The organism is Vibrio palustris (assembly GCF_024346995.1).
GTDB lineage: Bacteria > Pseudomonadota > Gammaproteobacteria > Enterobacterales > Vibrionaceae > Vibrio > Vibrio palustris.
In genome coordinates this window covers 1,065,336-1,082,767 of record NZ_AP024888.1, presented here as the reverse complement: position 1 = coordinate 1,082,767, position 17,432 = coordinate 1,065,336, and the positions used below count along the sequence as shown (strand labels likewise).

At 43.1% G+C, this 17,432-nt stretch carries 13 protein-coding genes; all 13 read left to right on the top strand.

What is annotated here, in order from left to right; translation table 11 throughout:
• Positions 1-1,264: 1,264 nt before the first annotated feature.
• The 13 genes from OCU30_RS17280 (at position 1,265) to malQ (ending at position 17,266) form a co-directional block, all read left to right on the top strand.
• The gene (locus OCU30_RS17280; protein WP_077314730.1) at positions 1,265-3,241 is read left to right on the top strand and encodes a replication initiator protein RctB domain-containing protein; all 1,977 of its coding nucleotides are present in this window, start codon (positions 1,265-1,267) and stop codon (positions 3,239-3,241) included.
• A gap of 559 nt (positions 3,242-3,800) precedes the next feature.
• Positions 3,801-4,001, top strand: a complete 201-nt coding sequence (locus OCU30_RS17275; RefSeq protein ID WP_077314732.1) for a hypothetical protein — start codon at positions 3,801-3,803, stop codon at positions 3,999-4,001.
• A gap of 161 nt (positions 4,002-4,162) precedes the next feature.
• Positions 4,163-4,372 carry a DUF3283 family protein gene (locus tag OCU30_RS17270; RefSeq protein WP_077314733.1) on the top strand — a complete coding sequence of 70 codons (210 nt, stop codon included), beginning with the start codon at positions 4,163-4,165 and terminating at the stop codon, positions 4,370-4,372.
• 91 nt (positions 4,373-4,463) lie between these two features.
• A complete protein-coding gene (locus tag OCU30_RS17265; protein WP_077314734.1) occupies positions 4,464-5,186 on the top strand; it encodes a YebC/PmpR family DNA-binding transcriptional regulator in 723 nt (240 codons plus the stop codon).
• A 145-nt stretch (positions 5,187-5,331) separates the two neighbouring features.
• Complete coding sequence (locus OCU30_RS17260) at positions 5,332-6,207, top strand: NAD(P)-dependent oxidoreductase (protein WP_077314735.1); 876 nt, start codon at positions 5,332-5,334, stop codon at positions 6,205-6,207.
• Positions 6,208-6,687: 480 nt separating this feature from the next.
• Complete coding sequence (gene cyoA / locus OCU30_RS17255) at positions 6,688-7,668, top strand: ubiquinol oxidase subunit II (protein WP_077314736.1); 981 nt, start codon at positions 6,688-6,690, stop codon at positions 7,666-7,668.
• A 5-nt stretch (positions 7,669-7,673) separates the two neighbouring features.
• A complete protein-coding gene (gene cyoB / locus OCU30_RS17250; RefSeq protein ID WP_077314737.1) occupies positions 7,674-9,695 on the top strand; it encodes a cytochrome o ubiquinol oxidase subunit I in 2,022 nt (673 codons plus the stop codon).
• Positions 9,685-10,278 (top strand): cytochrome o ubiquinol oxidase subunit III, encoded by a 594-nt coding sequence (cyoC, locus tag OCU30_RS17245; RefSeq protein ID WP_077314738.1) that lies wholly within the window; start codon positions 9,685-9,687, stop codon positions 10,276-10,278. Before cyoB ends, cyoC begins: the two co-directional genes overlap by 11 nt.
• The gene (cyoD, locus tag OCU30_RS17240; RefSeq protein ID WP_077314739.1) at positions 10,275-10,589 is read left to right on the top strand and encodes a cytochrome o ubiquinol oxidase subunit IV; all 315 of its coding nucleotides are present in this window, start codon (positions 10,275-10,277) and stop codon (positions 10,587-10,589) included. The genes cyoC and cyoD overlap by 4 nt, the downstream gene beginning before the upstream one ends.
• Before the next feature lie 9 nt (positions 10,590-10,598).
• Complete coding sequence (gene cyoE / locus OCU30_RS17235) at positions 10,599-11,468, top strand: heme o synthase (RefSeq protein ID WP_077314740.1); 870 nt, start codon at positions 10,599-10,601, stop codon at positions 11,466-11,468.
• A gap of 106 nt (positions 11,469-11,574) precedes the next feature.
• Positions 11,575-11,931 (top strand): YibL family ribosome-associated protein, encoded by a 357-nt coding sequence (locus OCU30_RS17230; RefSeq protein ID WP_077314741.1) that lies wholly within the window; start codon positions 11,575-11,577, stop codon positions 11,929-11,931.
• A gap of 604 nt (positions 11,932-12,535) precedes the next feature.
• On the top strand, positions 12,536-14,989 hold the full coding sequence (locus OCU30_RS17225) for a glycogen/starch/alpha-glucan phosphorylase (protein WP_077314742.1): 2,454 nt from the start codon (positions 12,536-12,538) through the stop codon (positions 14,987-14,989).
• A 90-nt stretch (positions 14,990-15,079) separates the two neighbouring features.
• Complete coding sequence (malQ, locus tag OCU30_RS17220; protein ID WP_077314743.1) at positions 15,080-17,266, top strand: 4-alpha-glucanotransferase; 2,187 nt, start codon at positions 15,080-15,082, stop codon at positions 17,264-17,266.
• Positions 17,267-17,432: the final 166 nt, after the last annotated feature.

Here is a 17,432-nt window from a genome sequence, read left to right as displayed (position 1 = left end):
ATTCCATCAGTAGGACTTTGATAAATAAATTGTACAGCATAGCAATTAATTTACAACAAAAAGGTGTACGTATACTTATAGAGCTATATCACATTAAATACAACTTAATTTAGCAATAGTATGAACAAACCCAATAAATATCATCAGTTTTCTACCAATAACTACGGTAAAAAATTCAAACAATAAAAATGTGACAGCGTCACTTATTTACAATGTAAACTAATTAAAAAGTTATAAATATTAACGAAAAATAAAAAGTAACGTCTACGGAACGATTACAATACGCTAGTAAATTACGGCATATGTCATTTCAACTTGAAAAAAGCTTAAATATTTCTATTTTGCGGTTACGCTCAGCAATAAAAAGCAATTTTTTATGATCAATCAACAATAAGGAAGCATGATCAAGGCTACCATCATGATCATCGTTCCGTGTAAAATCTTACTCTACGGAACGATGATCAAGAAAAAATCATCGCTTTAAATCGATCCCTCACCAGTCAATTGCAATCAATAGCAAACGGATCAATGATCAAGATAATGATCCTTTCGGAAGCATGATAAATAACAGCTAAGTTACGGTAGATGCCAGATGTACCAATGCATGCAGCGGCATAAAAGAGTATATTTGCAGTTATAGAGTAAAATCGAAACACCGATACCAGCGTGTAAATCACCTTGATCATGCTTACGAACCCGCGCTATGTATCAGTATCTAAGAAGAAATAAGAGCCCGATGTCATTCAACCAATAAAATCGACCAAAATAACCACAAAAGTAGGGGATGAGTCACTTCCATGATCATGCTTTCGTATTAAAATTGACGAAATCGGATGATAGTAAACGGCAACGAAGTCGAAGTCGGCATGAAAAAGCGAATAAACCAGCAAACAGCAAATTCAGTTTGTGGATAACCTGTGATCATATGATGATCATGCTTGGGTAATCTCTTTGATCATTGATGCCAACTATTCATGATCATTGATTCAAGATCATCTGATCATGCTTTCTAAAATATGATGATCATAGTTTCTAAAAATAGATGATCATGCTTTCGAGAAGGTATTTTTTATCTAGTTTAAAAACAGTCACTTAAAAGCAACTTCTCGTCCAGATCATATGATCATATTAATCAATATTAATCAGATTAAACAAAAAGATCAGTTATTTAAAACCTAAAAATTTTTCTTTATTTATGATCAAAACTTCATTATGCTTCATGGAAACATAGCGATATTACGGTTAACGTGATGCGGAAGCAGATATGAGTTCTGAAGAAAAATTATTGATTAAAGCACCACGCTCTCACAAAGATGGGCATTTATTTGAAGTATCAGAAATAGCAGTTGATTGGATAGATCAGTATCAACACTTCAAAGGCGTCACCAAAAGTATTATCGAACTATTAAACTTAATCTCACTACAGGGGTTTCGTAGCAAAGATGGATTGGTATCAACCACAGAACTCATCGACGCGACAGATGGGAAACTGACTCGAGCCGCGATCCAACAACGCTTGCGAGCTGCTGTGCAAGTCGGTCTTTTCAAACAAATCCCCGTCAAGTTTGAAGAAGGCTTAGCTGGTAAAACCATGCTACATCGGTTTATTAATCCGAATCAGTTGATTTCAGTCCTTGGCTCTACCAGCTTAATGACCGATTCAGTGAAACAAACGGAAAAACGTAAGCGTTCAAAAGCATTAGCACAAACACAGGTTAATCAACGTTTGTTGCATGAACATGGTTTGAACATGCCACCAGCAATGAAAGACGAAGCCGATCAATTCATTGTATCTCCGACTAATTGGGCCGGTATTATTGATCAGGCTCTTGCGCCACCACGTACCCGTAAACAATATCAAAAATCGATGGTGTCGATCTCAGGTACCAAAGCGGTGATCGAAACACGATCATCAAAAAATATCATGACCGTCGACGATCTCATGACTCTGTTTGCTCTGTTCACATTAACGGTTCAATATCATGATTCACACCAAGAAGATTACCATCTGAATGCTAGTCATGTACCTAATAAAACACCATTATACATCACCGACATTCTTCAATTACGTGGCAAAAAAGACAGTGGGCCAGCACGAGATTCCATTCGCGACAGTATTGATCGTATCGAATTTACCGACTTTCAACTGCATGAGCTTACTGGTCGATGGCTAAGTGAAAATATGCCGGAGGGCTTTAAAAGTGACCGTTTCCGGTTTCTTGCGCGTACCATCACTGCATCAGAAGAAGCGCCTACAGAAAATAGTGATGGTGAGATCCGTATTAAACCGAATTTATATATTTTGGTCTGGGAGCCATCATTTTTCGAAGAGCTGTTAACTCGTGATTACTTTTTCTTGTTCCCTCCAGAGATCTTGCGTCAACATACACTCGTATTCCAGCTGTACTCATACTTCCGTAGTCGTATGTCACGTCGTCATACCGATGTCATGTTATTGAGCGAGCTAAATCAAAAGCTCGCTAGAAATATTGAATGGCGACGCTTTTCTATGGACTTGATCCGCGAACTTAAACGGTTATCGGAAGGCAAGGGTGACGAAAATATGTTTGTGGTTAACTTGTGGGGCTATCACTTAACCATCACATCCTTAGTCGAAAAAAACAAAATTCAAGATTATGAAGTGGATATAAAATGCGATGTGGAAGAGGTTTTACGCTATTCACGTGCACGTACGACAAACGCTGGTAAGCGAAACATGGCACCTACCTTACCCAATCCATTACGCAATGAAATGGTATCGAAACAAAAACTCGAAGAGCTATCTCAAATCATTGATGGTGAATTTGAGCCAATTCAGCGTAAACCGTCTTCATCTCGAGGTAACCTTGGACGCCGAGTGAAATTGCGTAAACACTTGGTGGAAATTAATGCTGATGAAATCACGATTACGTTATCTAAATATACTTCTTCAGAAGCGCTAGAACGAAGTATTATTGCGTTAGCGGCAATGACAGGACATTCACCGAATTCTATTCGCGAAGAGTGTGTTGAGCTCGTTGATAAGCTAGAAATGCTTAAAGTCGGGGACCAGGTTGTGCCATATGAGACATTAAGCAAGGTGATCGAACTTTATAACTCCCAATCAAACCGCCGTCATTTGTCGATAGAACGTCTTATATCAGGACTTGCGGTAAGACGGAAAGTGAGTAAAAAAATCATGGAAGGGCACTTAGATGAGAGTGTGTTTCAAGTATTGGATGAACTTACGTTAGAAGTATAACTCTCAACAAACTTCCAACATAAGCTTGACGTCGTTCTGACATTGATATTCAAGATGAAAGGTATTGTTTATACCGAATAGACAACCTTTTGTCCTATCTAATAACTTAGATTGGCTCATATTGTTATTACATTCATTCTGAATAGTTTTGGCGAGTACTCTTAGAGTCCTCGCCTTTTTTTTGTCTATTTTCCTACCGTTATTATACGATGAGTTTATAGTGATACGATCCATGTCACTTTCTCAAGCATGATCATGCTTCCGATAACCCAATGATCATTTAGCTATATAAAGTATTCAAACCATCGTTGTAACCAATGATCGAGCAACGACTGTTCGATCTTTTAGGATGCTGAACAAAAGTTATAACCAAAAAAACGCCGATCTTTTAATTTTATATCGCTTTTGCTGCTTAAACTAAATTTGTGGTGAGGAAATAATGACGGTATGGACGTTCTTTGCGTTGCTTCACAATCTTCATCGAAAAGCCTTAACATGATACGAGAGGTTTGCTAAAGATGACCCTGTCCCCACCATGGTTTTATTGGAGGTACTTATTATGTCAATTAATTCTATTAACCATGATGATATGGCTAACATGGCAAGTAAATGGGGCTTCATGGATGAAGCGGATTTTCAGCGTAGTGAAGGAAAAGGCATAAAGTCAGCTGAAGCTCGCCGTCGTATCGAAATACTCCGTGATATAAGAGACAGTGGTCTTTCTATTGAGGAAGCGCGTGATTTAGGCTTACTTGATTGATTGGCAACTATCATTGAATTCAGAAGGGTGGCATAAGCCACCCTTCGTATTTTTAGCTGTTTCTTGATGTATTCACTCATATTGAGCATTTTTCCCCTTAATTTTTCTACTGTCTCTATGCTATATTGCTCCACTAAGTGTTTCGATTGAAGAGTATAAGCATGTCCTACAACCTTGCGCAGCTAGATCCCAAAGAAAAAAATAAAATAGAGCTCGATAAACAAGCTTCTTTTATTGTTTGGAAAATGAAGCAAGGCAAATCTGGACCAGACGCAATCACTCAACAAATGAAATCCATTCGTCTAGATGATGAAAAACAGTGGTTTCAGCAATCTGTCGACAAATATAAACGAGTGATGGGCGTCGCTTAGAAGAACGCTTATGTCTTTGCAAGAGAAATTGAAATGACGTTTACTCTTGCTAAAATCCTCCGCAATATACAGAACCAGAGAGAACATCCCGATGGGAAGAAGTTTTGAAGTGCGCAAAGCCTCAATGGCGAAAACTCAAGGCGCAAAAATTAAAGTCTTTTCCAGATACGGTAAAGAAATTTACGTGTGTGCGAAAAATGGCGGCGCAGACCCGGAAGCAAATTTATCGCTTCGTGCTCTCATCTCGAAAGCGAAGAAAGACAATGTTCCAGGCCATGTTATTGATAAAGCCCTAGACAAAGCCAGTGGTGGCGGCGGTGAAGATTATGAAACTGCGCGTTACGAAGGGTTTGGCCCAGGCGGCGCCAGTGTGATTGTTGACTGTTTAACGGATAACGGTAATCGTACCTTCCAAGACGTTCGCCAATGTTTCGTGAAAACAGGAGCGAAAATTGGTAGTCCAGGCACAGTATCACATATGTTTGAACACCAAGCGGTTTTCCAATTTAAAGGTGAAGATGACGAGCCAGTATTAGAAGCATTAATGATGGCTGATATTGATGTCAGTGATGTCGAAGCTGAAGACGGTGTCGTAACGGTTTTTGCTCCTCATACTGAATTCTTCAAAGCCAAAACGGCATTGACTGAAGCGTTCCCAGACACAGAGATTGATGTAGAGGAAATCACCTTTGTTCCTCAAACCTATACTGATGTGACAGGGGAAGATGCGGAGACATTCCAGAAATTCCTAGATTTGTTGGATGACTGTGATGATGTACAACAGGTTTACCATAACGCAAATCTAGATGGTTAATCTCATCGTTTAAATAATAGAAACCGGACTTTGGGTCCGGTTTTTTTATGGTTACAAACTGAGTGCTGGATAATGGATTGCATAAGCTCGCCAAAGGGTTACCATCTGTTTGGTGCGAATTAATCAATAGCAAGGAATGAATATTATGAAGGTCAGTTTTATCGGATTGGGAGTGATGGGTTACCCAATGGCGGGACACCTTGTTGAAAAGGGCTTCGAGGTCACGGTCTACAACCGTACGACACAAAAAGCTCAGCAATGGGCGCAAACGTATCCAGGCAATTACGCCGCGACCATTGCGGAATGTGTGAAAGAGGCAGATGTTGTACTGATGTGTGTCGGTAATGATGATGATGTCCGTAGTGTCACGACCGCTCCTGACGGCGCGCTTGCCGCGATGAAACCGGGGGCGATTTTAGTTGACCATACCACCACATCAGCCACTTTAGCCGAAGAGTTAAATTTAGCTGCGCAAGCATACGATATTGCCTTTATGGATGCCCCCGTCTCTGGAGGTCAAGCCGGCGCAGAAAATGGTGTGTTAACGGTAATGTGTGGCGCAGAAGCAGCATTGTTCGACACTCTACAACCTATTTTGACTGCTTACGCGCGCTCGTCAACGTTGATGGGGAAGGTTGGCCAGGGACAACGCGCCAAAATGGTTAATCAAGTCTGTATTGCGGGTGCATTAACAGGGCTGTCCGAAGGTTTACTCATTGCTGAAAAATCGGGTTTAGATGTTGCGACCTTAGTTTCGTGTTTGAAAAATGGCGCCGCGGGATCTTGGCAAATGGAAAACCGAGCACAAACCATGGCAAAAGATGAGTTTGATTTTGGGTTTGCCATTGATTGGATGATTAAAGACCTCGGCTTCTGTTTGGATGAAGCACAGCAACAAGGCATTCATTTACCTTTAACACAAACTGTCTTTGATGATTACACATCACTATCTCAGAAGGGAGATGGTCGTATGGATACGTCGGTATTGATCAAAGCCGTTAGAGATAAATCAGAGAATTAAACAATTTATTCTTCAGGTTTTATTTATTCATACTCCAAGCAAGTGTAGGATGGCTCGGATCGATATATAAGATTGGGCTAATGCTATGTGGTGGTGGTCAAAAAACACACCATTTAGTGCACATGATGTTATGTGACGACTACACTCTAGTATATGGATAAAATAATATTATCTTTAGGTGTTTAATTTTAGTGCATTTCAAAAATGGAAGGTAAGATTTCATTTTAATGTACTGTGATTAATCCCTTTTGTAAGCATAATGCGCTCTTTATAAAGGAATGTTTTTATTATGTGATACTTGTACTCTACTTGTTGTTTTATGTAGAGCTCTTATCGCTGATAATACACTCTTTGTGAACATTTCATTATGAAATCTGATCGTTTGATCAGCGCATTAAAAAAACCTGTAAATCCACCGCAGATTCCTAAAGTGCTCACTTTAGTTTTTGGAATTTGCAAATAAAACAGTCGAGAAAGTCAATGGAAGCCTCAAGATATAAAAGCATCATATCGAAGGCAGGGATACTTATGTTAGCCCTCGCTCTTTCGGGATGTAAGTTTGTATTACTTGATCCGAAAGGCAATGTCGGTGTTCAAGAAAAAGAGCTGATTCTTACTGCTCTTGTTCTTATGCTGATTGTTGTCATTCCAGTGATACTGATGACGATTTATTTCGCCTACAAGTATCGGGCCAATAATACAAAGCAAGAAGAGTATGCACCTGAGTGGTCACACTCTACCAAAATAGAGTTGGTCGTTTGGATCGTACCTATTGTTATCATTGCGATTCTCGCAACAATAACTTGGCGGTCATCTCACCACTTAGAACCTTCTAAACCAATCGCCAAAGACGGTCAGGAAACAATGACTATCCAAGTGGTTGCTTTGGATTGGAAATGGCTATTTATCTATCCGGATCAGAAAATTGCAACGGTTAACTACGTCGCTTTCCCTCAAAAGACACCGGTTAAGTTTAAGCTAGTCGCTGACAACATCATGAACTCCTTCTTTATCCCAAGTTTAGGAAGTCAGCTATACGCGATGCCAGGCATGGTGACTCGATTGCACCTGATTGCGGATGAGCCGGGTGAATATCGAGGTATTGGTGCAAGCTACAGTGGCCATGGTTTCTCTCACATGAAGTTTAAAGCGAAGGCTCTGCCGGACCAAGCAAGCTTCAAAGAATGGGTCGCGAAAGTTAAAGCGTCTGATAAATCTATTCATGACTTTTCTGATTACCGCAAACTTGCGGCGCCAAGTGAAAACGATCCTGTTACTTACTTCTCATCAGTGCCGAAAGGTCTGTTTAATGATGTAGTATTGCAGCATCCTGGAAACACTATGGGTCAGATGCATTCCATGAGAGAGCAGTTCGAGAAATCACACTCTTCAGAATCTATGCATATGGATACTGAAATGCATGATTCTGAACATGCTGATACGACTGAACATAAAGGGTAATTGAGATGTTTGGAAGGTTAACTTTAGATTCGATTCCATATCACGAGCCTATCATCGTGGTAACAATGGCAATCATTGCTATTGTCGGTGCAACCGTTGTTGGCTTGGTAACAAAAGCTGGCAAATGGCAGTACCTATGGAATGAATGGTTTACATCAGTAGACCATAAAAAATTAGGCTTCATGTACATCGCCGTCGCTATGGTTATGCTAGTGCGGGGATTTACGGATGCCGTCATGATGCGAAGCCAGCAGGCTTTATCTGCGGCTGGTGAAGCGGGCTATCTCCCACCACATCACTACGACCAAATCTTTACCGCGCACGGCGTGATCATGATTTTCTTCGTAGCAATGCCGTTAGTTATCGGTTTGATGAACGTGGTTGTGCCACTGCAAATTGGTGCACGAGATGTTGCTTTCCCGTACTTGAACAACTTGTCATTCTGGTTATTTGTTGTTGGTGTTATTCTAACAAACATGTCGCTAGGTTTGGGTGAGTTTGGTCGTACTGGTTGGCTTGCATACCCACCGTTATCTGGGATTAAAGCGAGCCCAGGAGTTGGTGTCGATTACTGGATCTGGGCATTGCAAATCTCCGGTGTGGGTACGACGTTGACCGGTGTGAACTTCTTTGTGACGATTCTTCGTATGCGTGCTCCAAGCATGCCGATGATGAAAATGCCTGTATTCACTTGGGCGTCACTGTGTGCAAACATTCTAATCATCATCTCATTCCCAATTCTAACAGTGACAATTGCATTGTTAACATTGGATCGCTACTTAGGTTTCCACTTCTTCACCAATGATATGGGTGGGAACATGATGATGTACATTAACTTGATTTGGGCATGGGGTCACCCTGAGGTGTATATCCTAATTCTGCCTTTATTCGGTGTGTACTCAGAAGTTACTGCAACCTTCTCACGTAAGAAACTGTTTGGTTATACATCATTAGTATGGGCGACTATCGTCATTACTGTGCTAGCGTTTGTTGTATGGCTTCACCACTTCTTTACGATGGGGGGCGGCGCGAATGTGAATGCCTTCTTTGGTATTGCGACCATGATTATTTCAATTCCTACCGGGGTTAAAATCTTCAACTGGTTGTTTACCATGTACAAAGGGCGCATCACGTTTACCACACCTATGATGTGGACCATCGGCTTCCTGATTTCATTCAGTATCGGTGGTATGACAGGCGTACTAATGGCTGTCCCTGGCGCAGACTTCGTCCTACATAACTCAGTATTCCTAATTGCTCACTTCCATAACGTTATTATTGGTGGTGTGGTATTTGGTTGTTTTGCTGCAATCACTTACTGGTTCCCGAAAGTCACTGGTTTCAAACTGAACGAAACTTGGGGTAAACGTGCGTACTGGTTCTGGTTGATTGGTTTCATCTTGGCATTCTTGCCACTTTACGCGCTTGGCTTTATGGGTATGACTCGTCGTATCAGCCAAGATATTAACCCAGAGTTCTTCCCATTCTTGGCCGTTGCCGCGTTTGGTACGGCGCTCGTTGCGGTTGGTATTATTTGCCAATTCACACAGTTCTACGTGAGCTACCGTGATCGTGAAGATAATTTAGATGTAACGGGTGATGCATGGGACGGACGTACTCTTGAGTGGTCAATTCCATCTCCACCGCCATTCTACAACTTTGCTGTAATTCCAAAAGCGGATGAAATCGACGCATTCTGGTACCAAAAACAGCGTGGCGAACATGACATCGAAAAAGAAGTAGAATACGAGCGTATTCACATGCCAAAAAATACCCCAACAGGTATGTATGTGTCGCTGTTCTCTCTTATCTTTGGTTTCGGCATGATCTGGTACATCTGGTGGCTAGCCATCATTGGTATCGTCGGTGTGATTGCGACTTCAATTTGGCATAGCTTCAACGATGACGTTGATTACTATGTAGAAGTAGAAGAAGTAAAAGCAATTGAAGAAGCGCACCGTGAACGTGTCCGTGCGGCACAAGCGGCGCAGAAAGCAAAAGATGGGGAGGTGAACCATGCACGCTAATGAGCATGCCCACGATCACCACGATGCAGGTGGCAATAAGCTGTTTGGCTTTTGGATTTACCTGATGAGTGACTGTATTTTGTTTGCAACCTTGTTTGCAACTTATGCAGTGCTAGAAAAAGGCACCGCTGGTGGCGTTTCTGGTAAAGATATTTTTGAACTACCATTTGTCTTCGTTGAAACCATGTTGCTACTAGTCAGTAGTATTACGTTTGGTTTCGGCATTATTGCCATGAAGAAAAAGCAAATTGGCGCACTTAAGTTATGGATGGTTGTGACTTTCCTACTAGGCGCTGGCTTCATTGGCATGGAGATTTATGAGTTCCATCACCTAATTGTTGAAGGGTACGGGCCGGATCGCAGTGCGTTCTTGTCTGCATTCTTTGCGTTAGTGGCGACTCACGGTATCCACGTGACCTGCGGTCTGATTTGGCTAGCGGTTGGTCTTATCCAACTTAGCACTAAAGGCTTAACAGAAACCATGGAAACGCGTTTTAACTGCTTGAGTCTATTCTGGCACTTCCTTGATATTGTTTGGGTTTGTGTCTTCACATTCGTTTATTTAGTAGGGGTGATGCAATGAGTAATCAACACGCCGAATCTAGTGTGAAGGGCTACGTTGTTGGATTTATCATGGCGTTGGTGTTGACCATCGTGCCATTTTATTTTGTTGCGACTCAAAGCCTGCCAGAGACCACAACGTACATCATCATGTTTGCGTGTGCCATTATTCAGGTTATCGTCCACTTCATCTATTTCCTACATATGGAGATTAAGACTGAAGAAGGGCGCTGGAACTTTGTCTCTTTGATGTTCTCAGCAATTGTTGTGTTCATCGTGATTGGTGGTTCTATCTGGATTATGTGGAACCTCAATATCAACATGGCAATGTAGGCTTTTTGTATGCTTAAAGGTTATCTCTCTATAACCAAGCCAGGGATTATCATTGGTAATCTCATCTCAGTAGCAGCGGGGTTCTTCCTCGCTGCTCAATCAGAAGCCTTCAGTGCTTACAAGCTGATGTGTACTCTGTTGAGCGTGGCGATGGTCATTGCATCTGGCTGTGTTGTGAATAATATCTTTGATAGAGATATTGATGCCAAAATGCAGCGCACTCGCGATCGGTTATTGGTCAAAGGCGAAGTCGATAGTGATCGTGCTTTTGTCTTTGCTCTAGTACTGTTACTAGCGGGTACGGGCCTGATTTATCGGGAGATTAACCCGTTGTCTGCCGTGGTTGTACTATTGGGTTTTGTTTTTTACGTGTTCTTCTACACCATGTGGTATAAACGCTCATCGGTTTATGGCACCTTGGTGGGAAGTATTTCTGGCGCAGTTCCACCGCTTGTTGGGTATGTGGCTGTGACCAATTACATAAACGTAGAAGCATTGTTGTTGTTCGTTTTGTTCTGTCTATGGCAAATGCCGCATTCTTATGCAATTGCGATGTTTCGAATGGAAGACTACCGCAGTGCCAATATCCCTGTGCTACCCGTGGTTTCTGGCATAGAGAAAGCTCGCAAACATATGATGGCTTACGTGGTTGCTTTTAACCTTGTTGCTTTTGCGTTGTATTACTTTGGCGAGGCTGGCTACGAATATTTAGTCGTAGCTGGTGCAGTATGCTTTATGTGGACACGCGTAACCTTCCGCCCAATTCAAAATAATGATTATGTGGCGTGGTCAAAATCGGTTTTCAAGGTTTCTTTGATTGTCGTGATGGGTATTAGCTCAGTGCTTGGGTTAGAGCTCGCCACGATGGCATTGATTTAGCAAACACCGCTGGATTGATTTTTATAAAAAGGCACTCTTTAGAGTGCCTTTTTCTTTATGGGTGTTATACTGCCGCCCTTATTTTCTAGACAGAGCCGAGAGCCTCATGAGTTTAAATACCGAACTTCAAAACCTTAACAACCGCCTCGAGACGCGTCGCAAAAAGCTGGATACGGCTCGTCAGCGCGGCGATCAAGAATTGATCACTCGTTTTACTAATGAAATTGCAGAACTTGAAAAGCAACAACACCAAGTGAAAAGTAAGCTTCAGTACGATGTAGATAAAAAACGTCGTTCTCTAAACGACATGCCGTTCTCGCGTGAATTAACCAAAGCCGAGCAGGCAGATTTAGGCAAACTAAAAAAATCAGTGAAAGGCCTGGTTGTTGTGCATCCTATGACCAAAGAAGGTAAAGCACTGCGTTTAGAAGCCATGACTGGATTTGCCCCTAAACCATTCTAAGCGATATATCTAGCGTAATGAGGTAGCGATGATGTTATCTCATTATGGCCATCGCTATCGTGTATCAGGCCCTTTGTTGGTCACGATTGAATGGAGAGCATACCTTCTGCGACGTCCTTAATAACAATCCCTCTCTTGCTTTCTCCCAGCGTCGATTATCTCCCCCCAATAGACCGTTTTATCCTGGTTATGTGTTCGATACCTATGACCTCATTATTGAGTTACGGTATCTGTGAAAGCTCTCACATTAATTATCCCCTTATTTGCTAGAAAATGCCCCTAGGTGGCGAAACGACATGTAATTCACCACGCTAACATGAACACGAATGTGATCTATGATTCATATTGAACACAAATAATCGTAATTATTATTGGCCTCGCCAAAAGCGCAACTACTGTTTATAAAGGACTATTATGTAGTGTGATTAATGCACGTTTATCATATTGATTTGATTAGCGAGAATGTATTTGGATTACCACACAGTAGTGACAGGATGTGTGCTACACCCCCAGATACGCCACGATTGGTTTTCAACGATACGGCGCTTGTCAGTAAGGTTTAGCACGCGACCTTTAGATGGATGACAATAAGTGAGAACTCTCGATGAAACCGACCCAGACCCACCCGTTTGACAAGAAGTTATTTCAAGATAATGTGAAGCGTCATTTGAATGTGACGTACGCTACAACGGTGGAGAGTGCGTCTCCTCATGTATGGTATTTAGCAATGGCGAAAGCCATGGCCGAGATGACAATGCTTAACCTGCTTGAAACCGAGCAGGATGAAAGAGTCATTAAAGCGAAAAGCGTCAACTATTTATCTTTGGAGTTTTTGATTGGCCGTTTAACGGGTAACAACCTGATTAGTTTAGGCCTTTATGATGAAATCAATGATGCGATGCAAGAACTAGGTCATAGCCTGACCGATTTGCTTGAAGAAGAGCGTGACCCATCATTGGGCAATGGCGGTTTAGGGCGTCTTGCCGCGTGTTTTATGGACTCGTGTGCCGCGATGGAATACCCCACAGTTGGGTATGGTTTGCATTACGAATATGGTTTATTCAAACAATCTTTCAAAGATTGCCAACAGAAAGAAGCGCCAGATGCGTGGCAAGGGATCGAAGGATACCCGTGGGAAGTCGCTCGTCCAGAACTCAAGCAAGACATCGGTTTTTATGGTCATGTTGATGTGGAATACATTGATGGCGAGGAACGTCGTACTTGGGTACCAGGGATGAAAGTGCAAGCCATGCCATGGGATCTGCCGATTGTCGGATATGAAAATAACACCGTGTACCCACTGCGTTTATGGGAAGCACGTGCGATTGCTCCCTTCTCTTTAGAAAGCTTCAATAACGGTAATTACTTTGAAGCGCAACATGCGTTGATTGATGCCGATAACATTACCAAGGTGTTATACCCTAACGATAACCATGAAAAAGGCAAAACCCTCCGTTTAATGCAGCAATACTTTCATAGTGCGGCCTCTATGGGAGATATTTTACGTCGTCATAAAGCCGCGGGCTTCTCGCTCGATGAACTGCCTGATTATGAGACAATCCAACTTAATGATACGCACCCAACAATTGCGATTCCCGAACTGATGCGTATTTTAATGGACGAGCAGGCAATGCCTTGGGATCAAGCATGGGGTATCTGTAGTCGCACGTTTGCTTATACCAACCATACGTTATTGCCCGAAGCGCTAGAATCATGGGATGAAAGCTTGATCCAACGCTTACTGCCTCGCCATATGGAAATTATCTATGAAATCAACCGGCGCTTCTTACTTGAAGTCAGTGCGAAGTGGCCAGGCGATGTATCTAAACAACAAAAATTATCCGTGATTCAAGAAGGATTCCACCGTATGGTGCGTATGGCGAACTTATGTGTCGTCGGGGCGTATGCGGTTAATGGGGTCGCAGCACTGCACTCTGATCTAGTGAAACGGCATTTATTTCCTGACTTCCATGAACTTTATCCAGATCGCCTTACCAATGTGACCAATGGCATCACACCGCGCCGGTGGTTGAAGTTTTGTAATCCAGATTTATCCAACCTGATTTCTGAAAAAATTGGTGACGAATGGCCTGCGCATCTTGAGCAGCTTGAAAAAATTGCCGATTACGCTGACGACAGCGAGTTTCAAGAGCAGTTTATGGCGGTGAAAAAAGCCAATAAACAACGCTTGGCTGACTGGGTACAAGAGCACATGGGAATTGAACTCAACCCTGATGCGATCTTTGATGTACAGATTAAGCGGTTGCATGAATATAAACGTCAGCATTTGAATATGCTTTATATGCTTTCTTTGTATCATCGTTTAAAAACCGATGACAGTTTTGATATGCATCCACGTGTCTTCTTCTTTGGCGCAAAAGCGGCGCCAGGCTACTACTTAGCAAAAGAAATCATTTACGCCATTAATAAGATTGCGGAAACCGTTAACGCCGATCCGCAAATCAACGATAAGCTGAAAGTGGTGTTTATTCCGGATTATCGCGTGAGTATCGCTGAAATCGTTATCCCTGCGGCGGATGTGTCTGAACAAATCTCCACGGCGGGTAAAGAAGCTTCTGGTACTGGGAATATGAAACTGGCACTCAATGGTGCATTAACCGTGGGTACCATGGATGGGGCGAATGTCGAAATTCGCGAGGAAGTCGGCGATGATAATATTTACATCTTTGGTCTTGATGTGGATGGGGTAGATGAATTACGTGCGAATGGGTATAACCCATACGATTGTTATCAAGCCGACCCGCTACTCAAAGCATCGTTAGATTTACTAGCTGGTGAAACCTTTACCCCCGGCGAACCCGGTAAGCTTAGAGCTACCTATGAAAGCTTATTGAATGGGGGAGACCCTTACTTGGTGTTAGCCGATTTTGCTTCTTACGTGCAAGCACAAGAAGCGATTGACCATGATTATCGCGATATTCAAGTCTGGGCGAAAAAAGCCATTTTAAATACCGCGCTCATGGGGAAATTCAGTTCAGACCGTAGTATCCGCGATTACGTTAACCGTATCTGGAAATTAAAACCTGTTAAGCGCTAGTAGAGTGGGGCAAAGTGAATACTCACTTTTTGCCCCATATTTATGGTTTACAATACGCATTCAACGTCAAGCTGGGAGGCTTTCCAGACGATGATCAATAAGACAACACTACAAAGTGTTTCCGAGTCTATTCCGATTGCCGATCATTATATCAGCGCACGCGGTGAGCATACCGAAGTGTCACCAGGAGTGATTGAATCATTATTGGCCGCGCTCGGTTACGATACTAGCAGTGATGATGCGCTACTAGCGAGTGTCGCCAAGCGGCAAACCACCGATGTCGTCCCTAGTGTACGCGTATATCGTCAAGGCGAGCCGATCATATTTCCTGTCAACCTTCCCAATGACTCAGCTGTGGATGATTGGTCATGGCAGCTCACCACCGAGCAAGGCGAGCAGCATCAAGGCGCATTAAGTGAGCTTATCAGCCTTGAGGAGCCAGCAAGTGAACTGATAAACGTGACGGTGCCTGTTGAAGTCGAGCTTGGTTATCACGAATTGACTTTGACTCATCTGGACGCATCGGCAAGCTATGCTATGCGGGTTATCAACGCCCCATCACAGTGTTATAAACAGCCCGAATTAACGCAAGGGAAGAAACTATGGGGGCCGAGTGTCCAGTTGTATACTTTAAAAAGTGCGCACAATTGGGGCATGGGCGATTTTGGTGACTTACAGCACTTAATCCGTGATATTGCCAAACGTGGTGGCGACTTTGTTGGGTTAAACCCGATTCACGCGTTGTTTCCTGCCAATCCAGAAGCGGCGAGCCCGTATAGTCCATCGTCGCGTCGCTGGTTAAATATTTTCTATATTGATGTGGAAGCCGTGCCTGAATTTTCAGCCAGTCATGCCCTTCAACAGCTCGTGAATGGCGCTGAGTTTCAACAGCAGAAGCAGCAAGCGCGTGATACCGATTGGGTTGATTATTCGCAAGTGGCGGCGCTAAAGCGCCAAGCTTTTGCTCTCTTATACCAACAATTTCAACTGCAGCATTTAGCATACAACAGCGATAGAGCTCAACAGTTTTACCAGTTTATTGAAGAAGGTGGAGCAAGCTTACGCCAGCAAGCCGTCTTTGATGCCCTGCACGCGGCTTTGGCTTGTGAGCATGATCATATTTGGGGCTGGCCAGCGTTTCCTGACGAGTTTCGCCGTTATGACAATGCGGCGGTTGCTGAGTATACCGCGCAACATCCCGATGATGTTGAAATGTACATGTACTTACAGTGGATTGCCGATGAGCAAATGAATATCGCTCAGCAATTGGCGTTAGAACTCGGCATGCCGATGGGTATTTATCGCGATCTTGCGGTTGGTGTGGCGGATTCCGGCTCTGAAACGTGGGCCGACAATGGCAATGTCGTTTTGCAAGCCAGTGTCGGCGCTCCGCCAGATGTACTCGGCCCATTAGGTCAAAATTGGGGATTGCCGCCGATTAACCCAGAGCAACTACAAGCCACAGGGTATGAATTATTCATCCAATTATTACGTCGCAATATGCAGCATTGCGGCGCTTTACGTATTGATCATGTTATGGGATTACTGCGTTTGTGGTGGATTCCTCGGGGCGAAAGTGCGATCAATGGGGCATATATGCACTACCCAGTGAAAGACATGCTCGCCATTTTGGCGCTTGAGTCACACCGACAACAATGTAGCGTAATTGGTGAAGACTTAGGTACTGTGCCCGATGAAATGGCGGAGCTACTGCGTGATGCCGGTGTCCATTCCTATAAAGTCTTCTTTTTTGAAACTTCAAAAACCGATGGTGGATATATTTCGCCAGCCGATTATCCTTTCCAGTCGATGGCAACGCTATGTACGCACGATATGCCAACCTTGCGTGGCTTTTGGCATTGCGAAGATTTGAAGATGGGGGCCGAGATTGGCTTGTATCCAGATGAGCAGGTGTTACAGCGTTTATTTGATGAACGGTTAAGTGATAAGCAGGGCATTTTAGACTCTGTTGCTGGGCATCATCGCTTGCCCCAAGACGTTGGACTAGATGCGTTATCGGTGCCGATGAGCACGCAATTAAGTGATGCATTACAGTTACATGTTGCTACTGGGCAGTCTGCATTATTAAGTGTACAGTTAGAAGATTGGCTAGCGATGGATAAGCCTGTGAACGTACCGGGCACTGTTGATGAATACCCCAACTGGCGTCGCAAGTTATCGGTAGAGTTAGAGAAAATGTTTGCGCGCGAAGACGTTAATCATATCGCAGAGCAGCTCACTGAACACCGTCGACAAGCCAGTCAGCCTAACGACTGATTTTTATAGCTTTATGAGCTATGTTTATCGTGCTGGTGGCGAAGAAATCTGGTGTTAATCACGCAATCGTGAGTCACTCTTCGTTACCATAAGAATGCCGTAATACTCATCAGTATGAGTATTGATATTTCACTGCGTCGATGATGTTGGCGCAGTGTTCATGGAA

Coding starts and splice junctions, on each gene's coding strand:
- OCU30_RS17280 (WP_077314730.1), top strand. CDS start 1,265: ATGAGTTCTGAAGAAAAATTATTGATTAAAGCACCACGCTCTCACAAA.
- OCU30_RS17275 (WP_077314732.1), top strand. CDS start 3,801: ATGTCAATTAATTCTATTAACCATGATGATATGGCTAACATGGCAAGT.
- OCU30_RS17270 (WP_077314733.1), top strand. CDS start 4,163: ATGTCCTACAACCTTGCGCAGCTAGATCCCAAAGAAAAAAATAAAATA.
- OCU30_RS17265 (WP_077314734.1), top strand. CDS start 4,464: ATGGGAAGAAGTTTTGAAGTGCGCAAAGCCTCAATGGCGAAAACTCAA.
- OCU30_RS17260 (WP_077314735.1), top strand. CDS start 5,332: ATGAAGGTCAGTTTTATCGGATTGGGAGTGATGGGTTACCCAATGGCG.
- cyoA (WP_077314736.1), top strand. CDS start 6,688: ATGGAAGCCTCAAGATATAAAAGCATCATATCGAAGGCAGGGATACTT.
- cyoB (WP_077314737.1), top strand. CDS start 7,674: ATGTTTGGAAGGTTAACTTTAGATTCGATTCCATATCACGAGCCTATC.
- cyoC (WP_077314738.1), top strand. CDS start 9,685: ATGCACGCTAATGAGCATGCCCACGATCACCACGATGCAGGTGGCAAT.
- cyoD (WP_077314739.1), top strand. CDS start 10,275: ATGAGTAATCAACACGCCGAATCTAGTGTGAAGGGCTACGTTGTTGGA.
- cyoE (WP_077314740.1), top strand. CDS start 10,599: ATGCTTAAAGGTTATCTCTCTATAACCAAGCCAGGGATTATCATTGGT.
- OCU30_RS17230 (WP_077314741.1), top strand. CDS start 11,575: ATGAGTTTAAATACCGAACTTCAAAACCTTAACAACCGCCTCGAGACG.
- OCU30_RS17225 (WP_077314742.1), top strand. CDS start 12,536: ATGAAACCGACCCAGACCCACCCGTTTGACAAGAAGTTATTTCAAGAT.
- malQ (WP_077314743.1), top strand. CDS start 15,080: ATGATCAATAAGACAACACTACAAAGTGTTTCCGAGTCTATTCCGATT.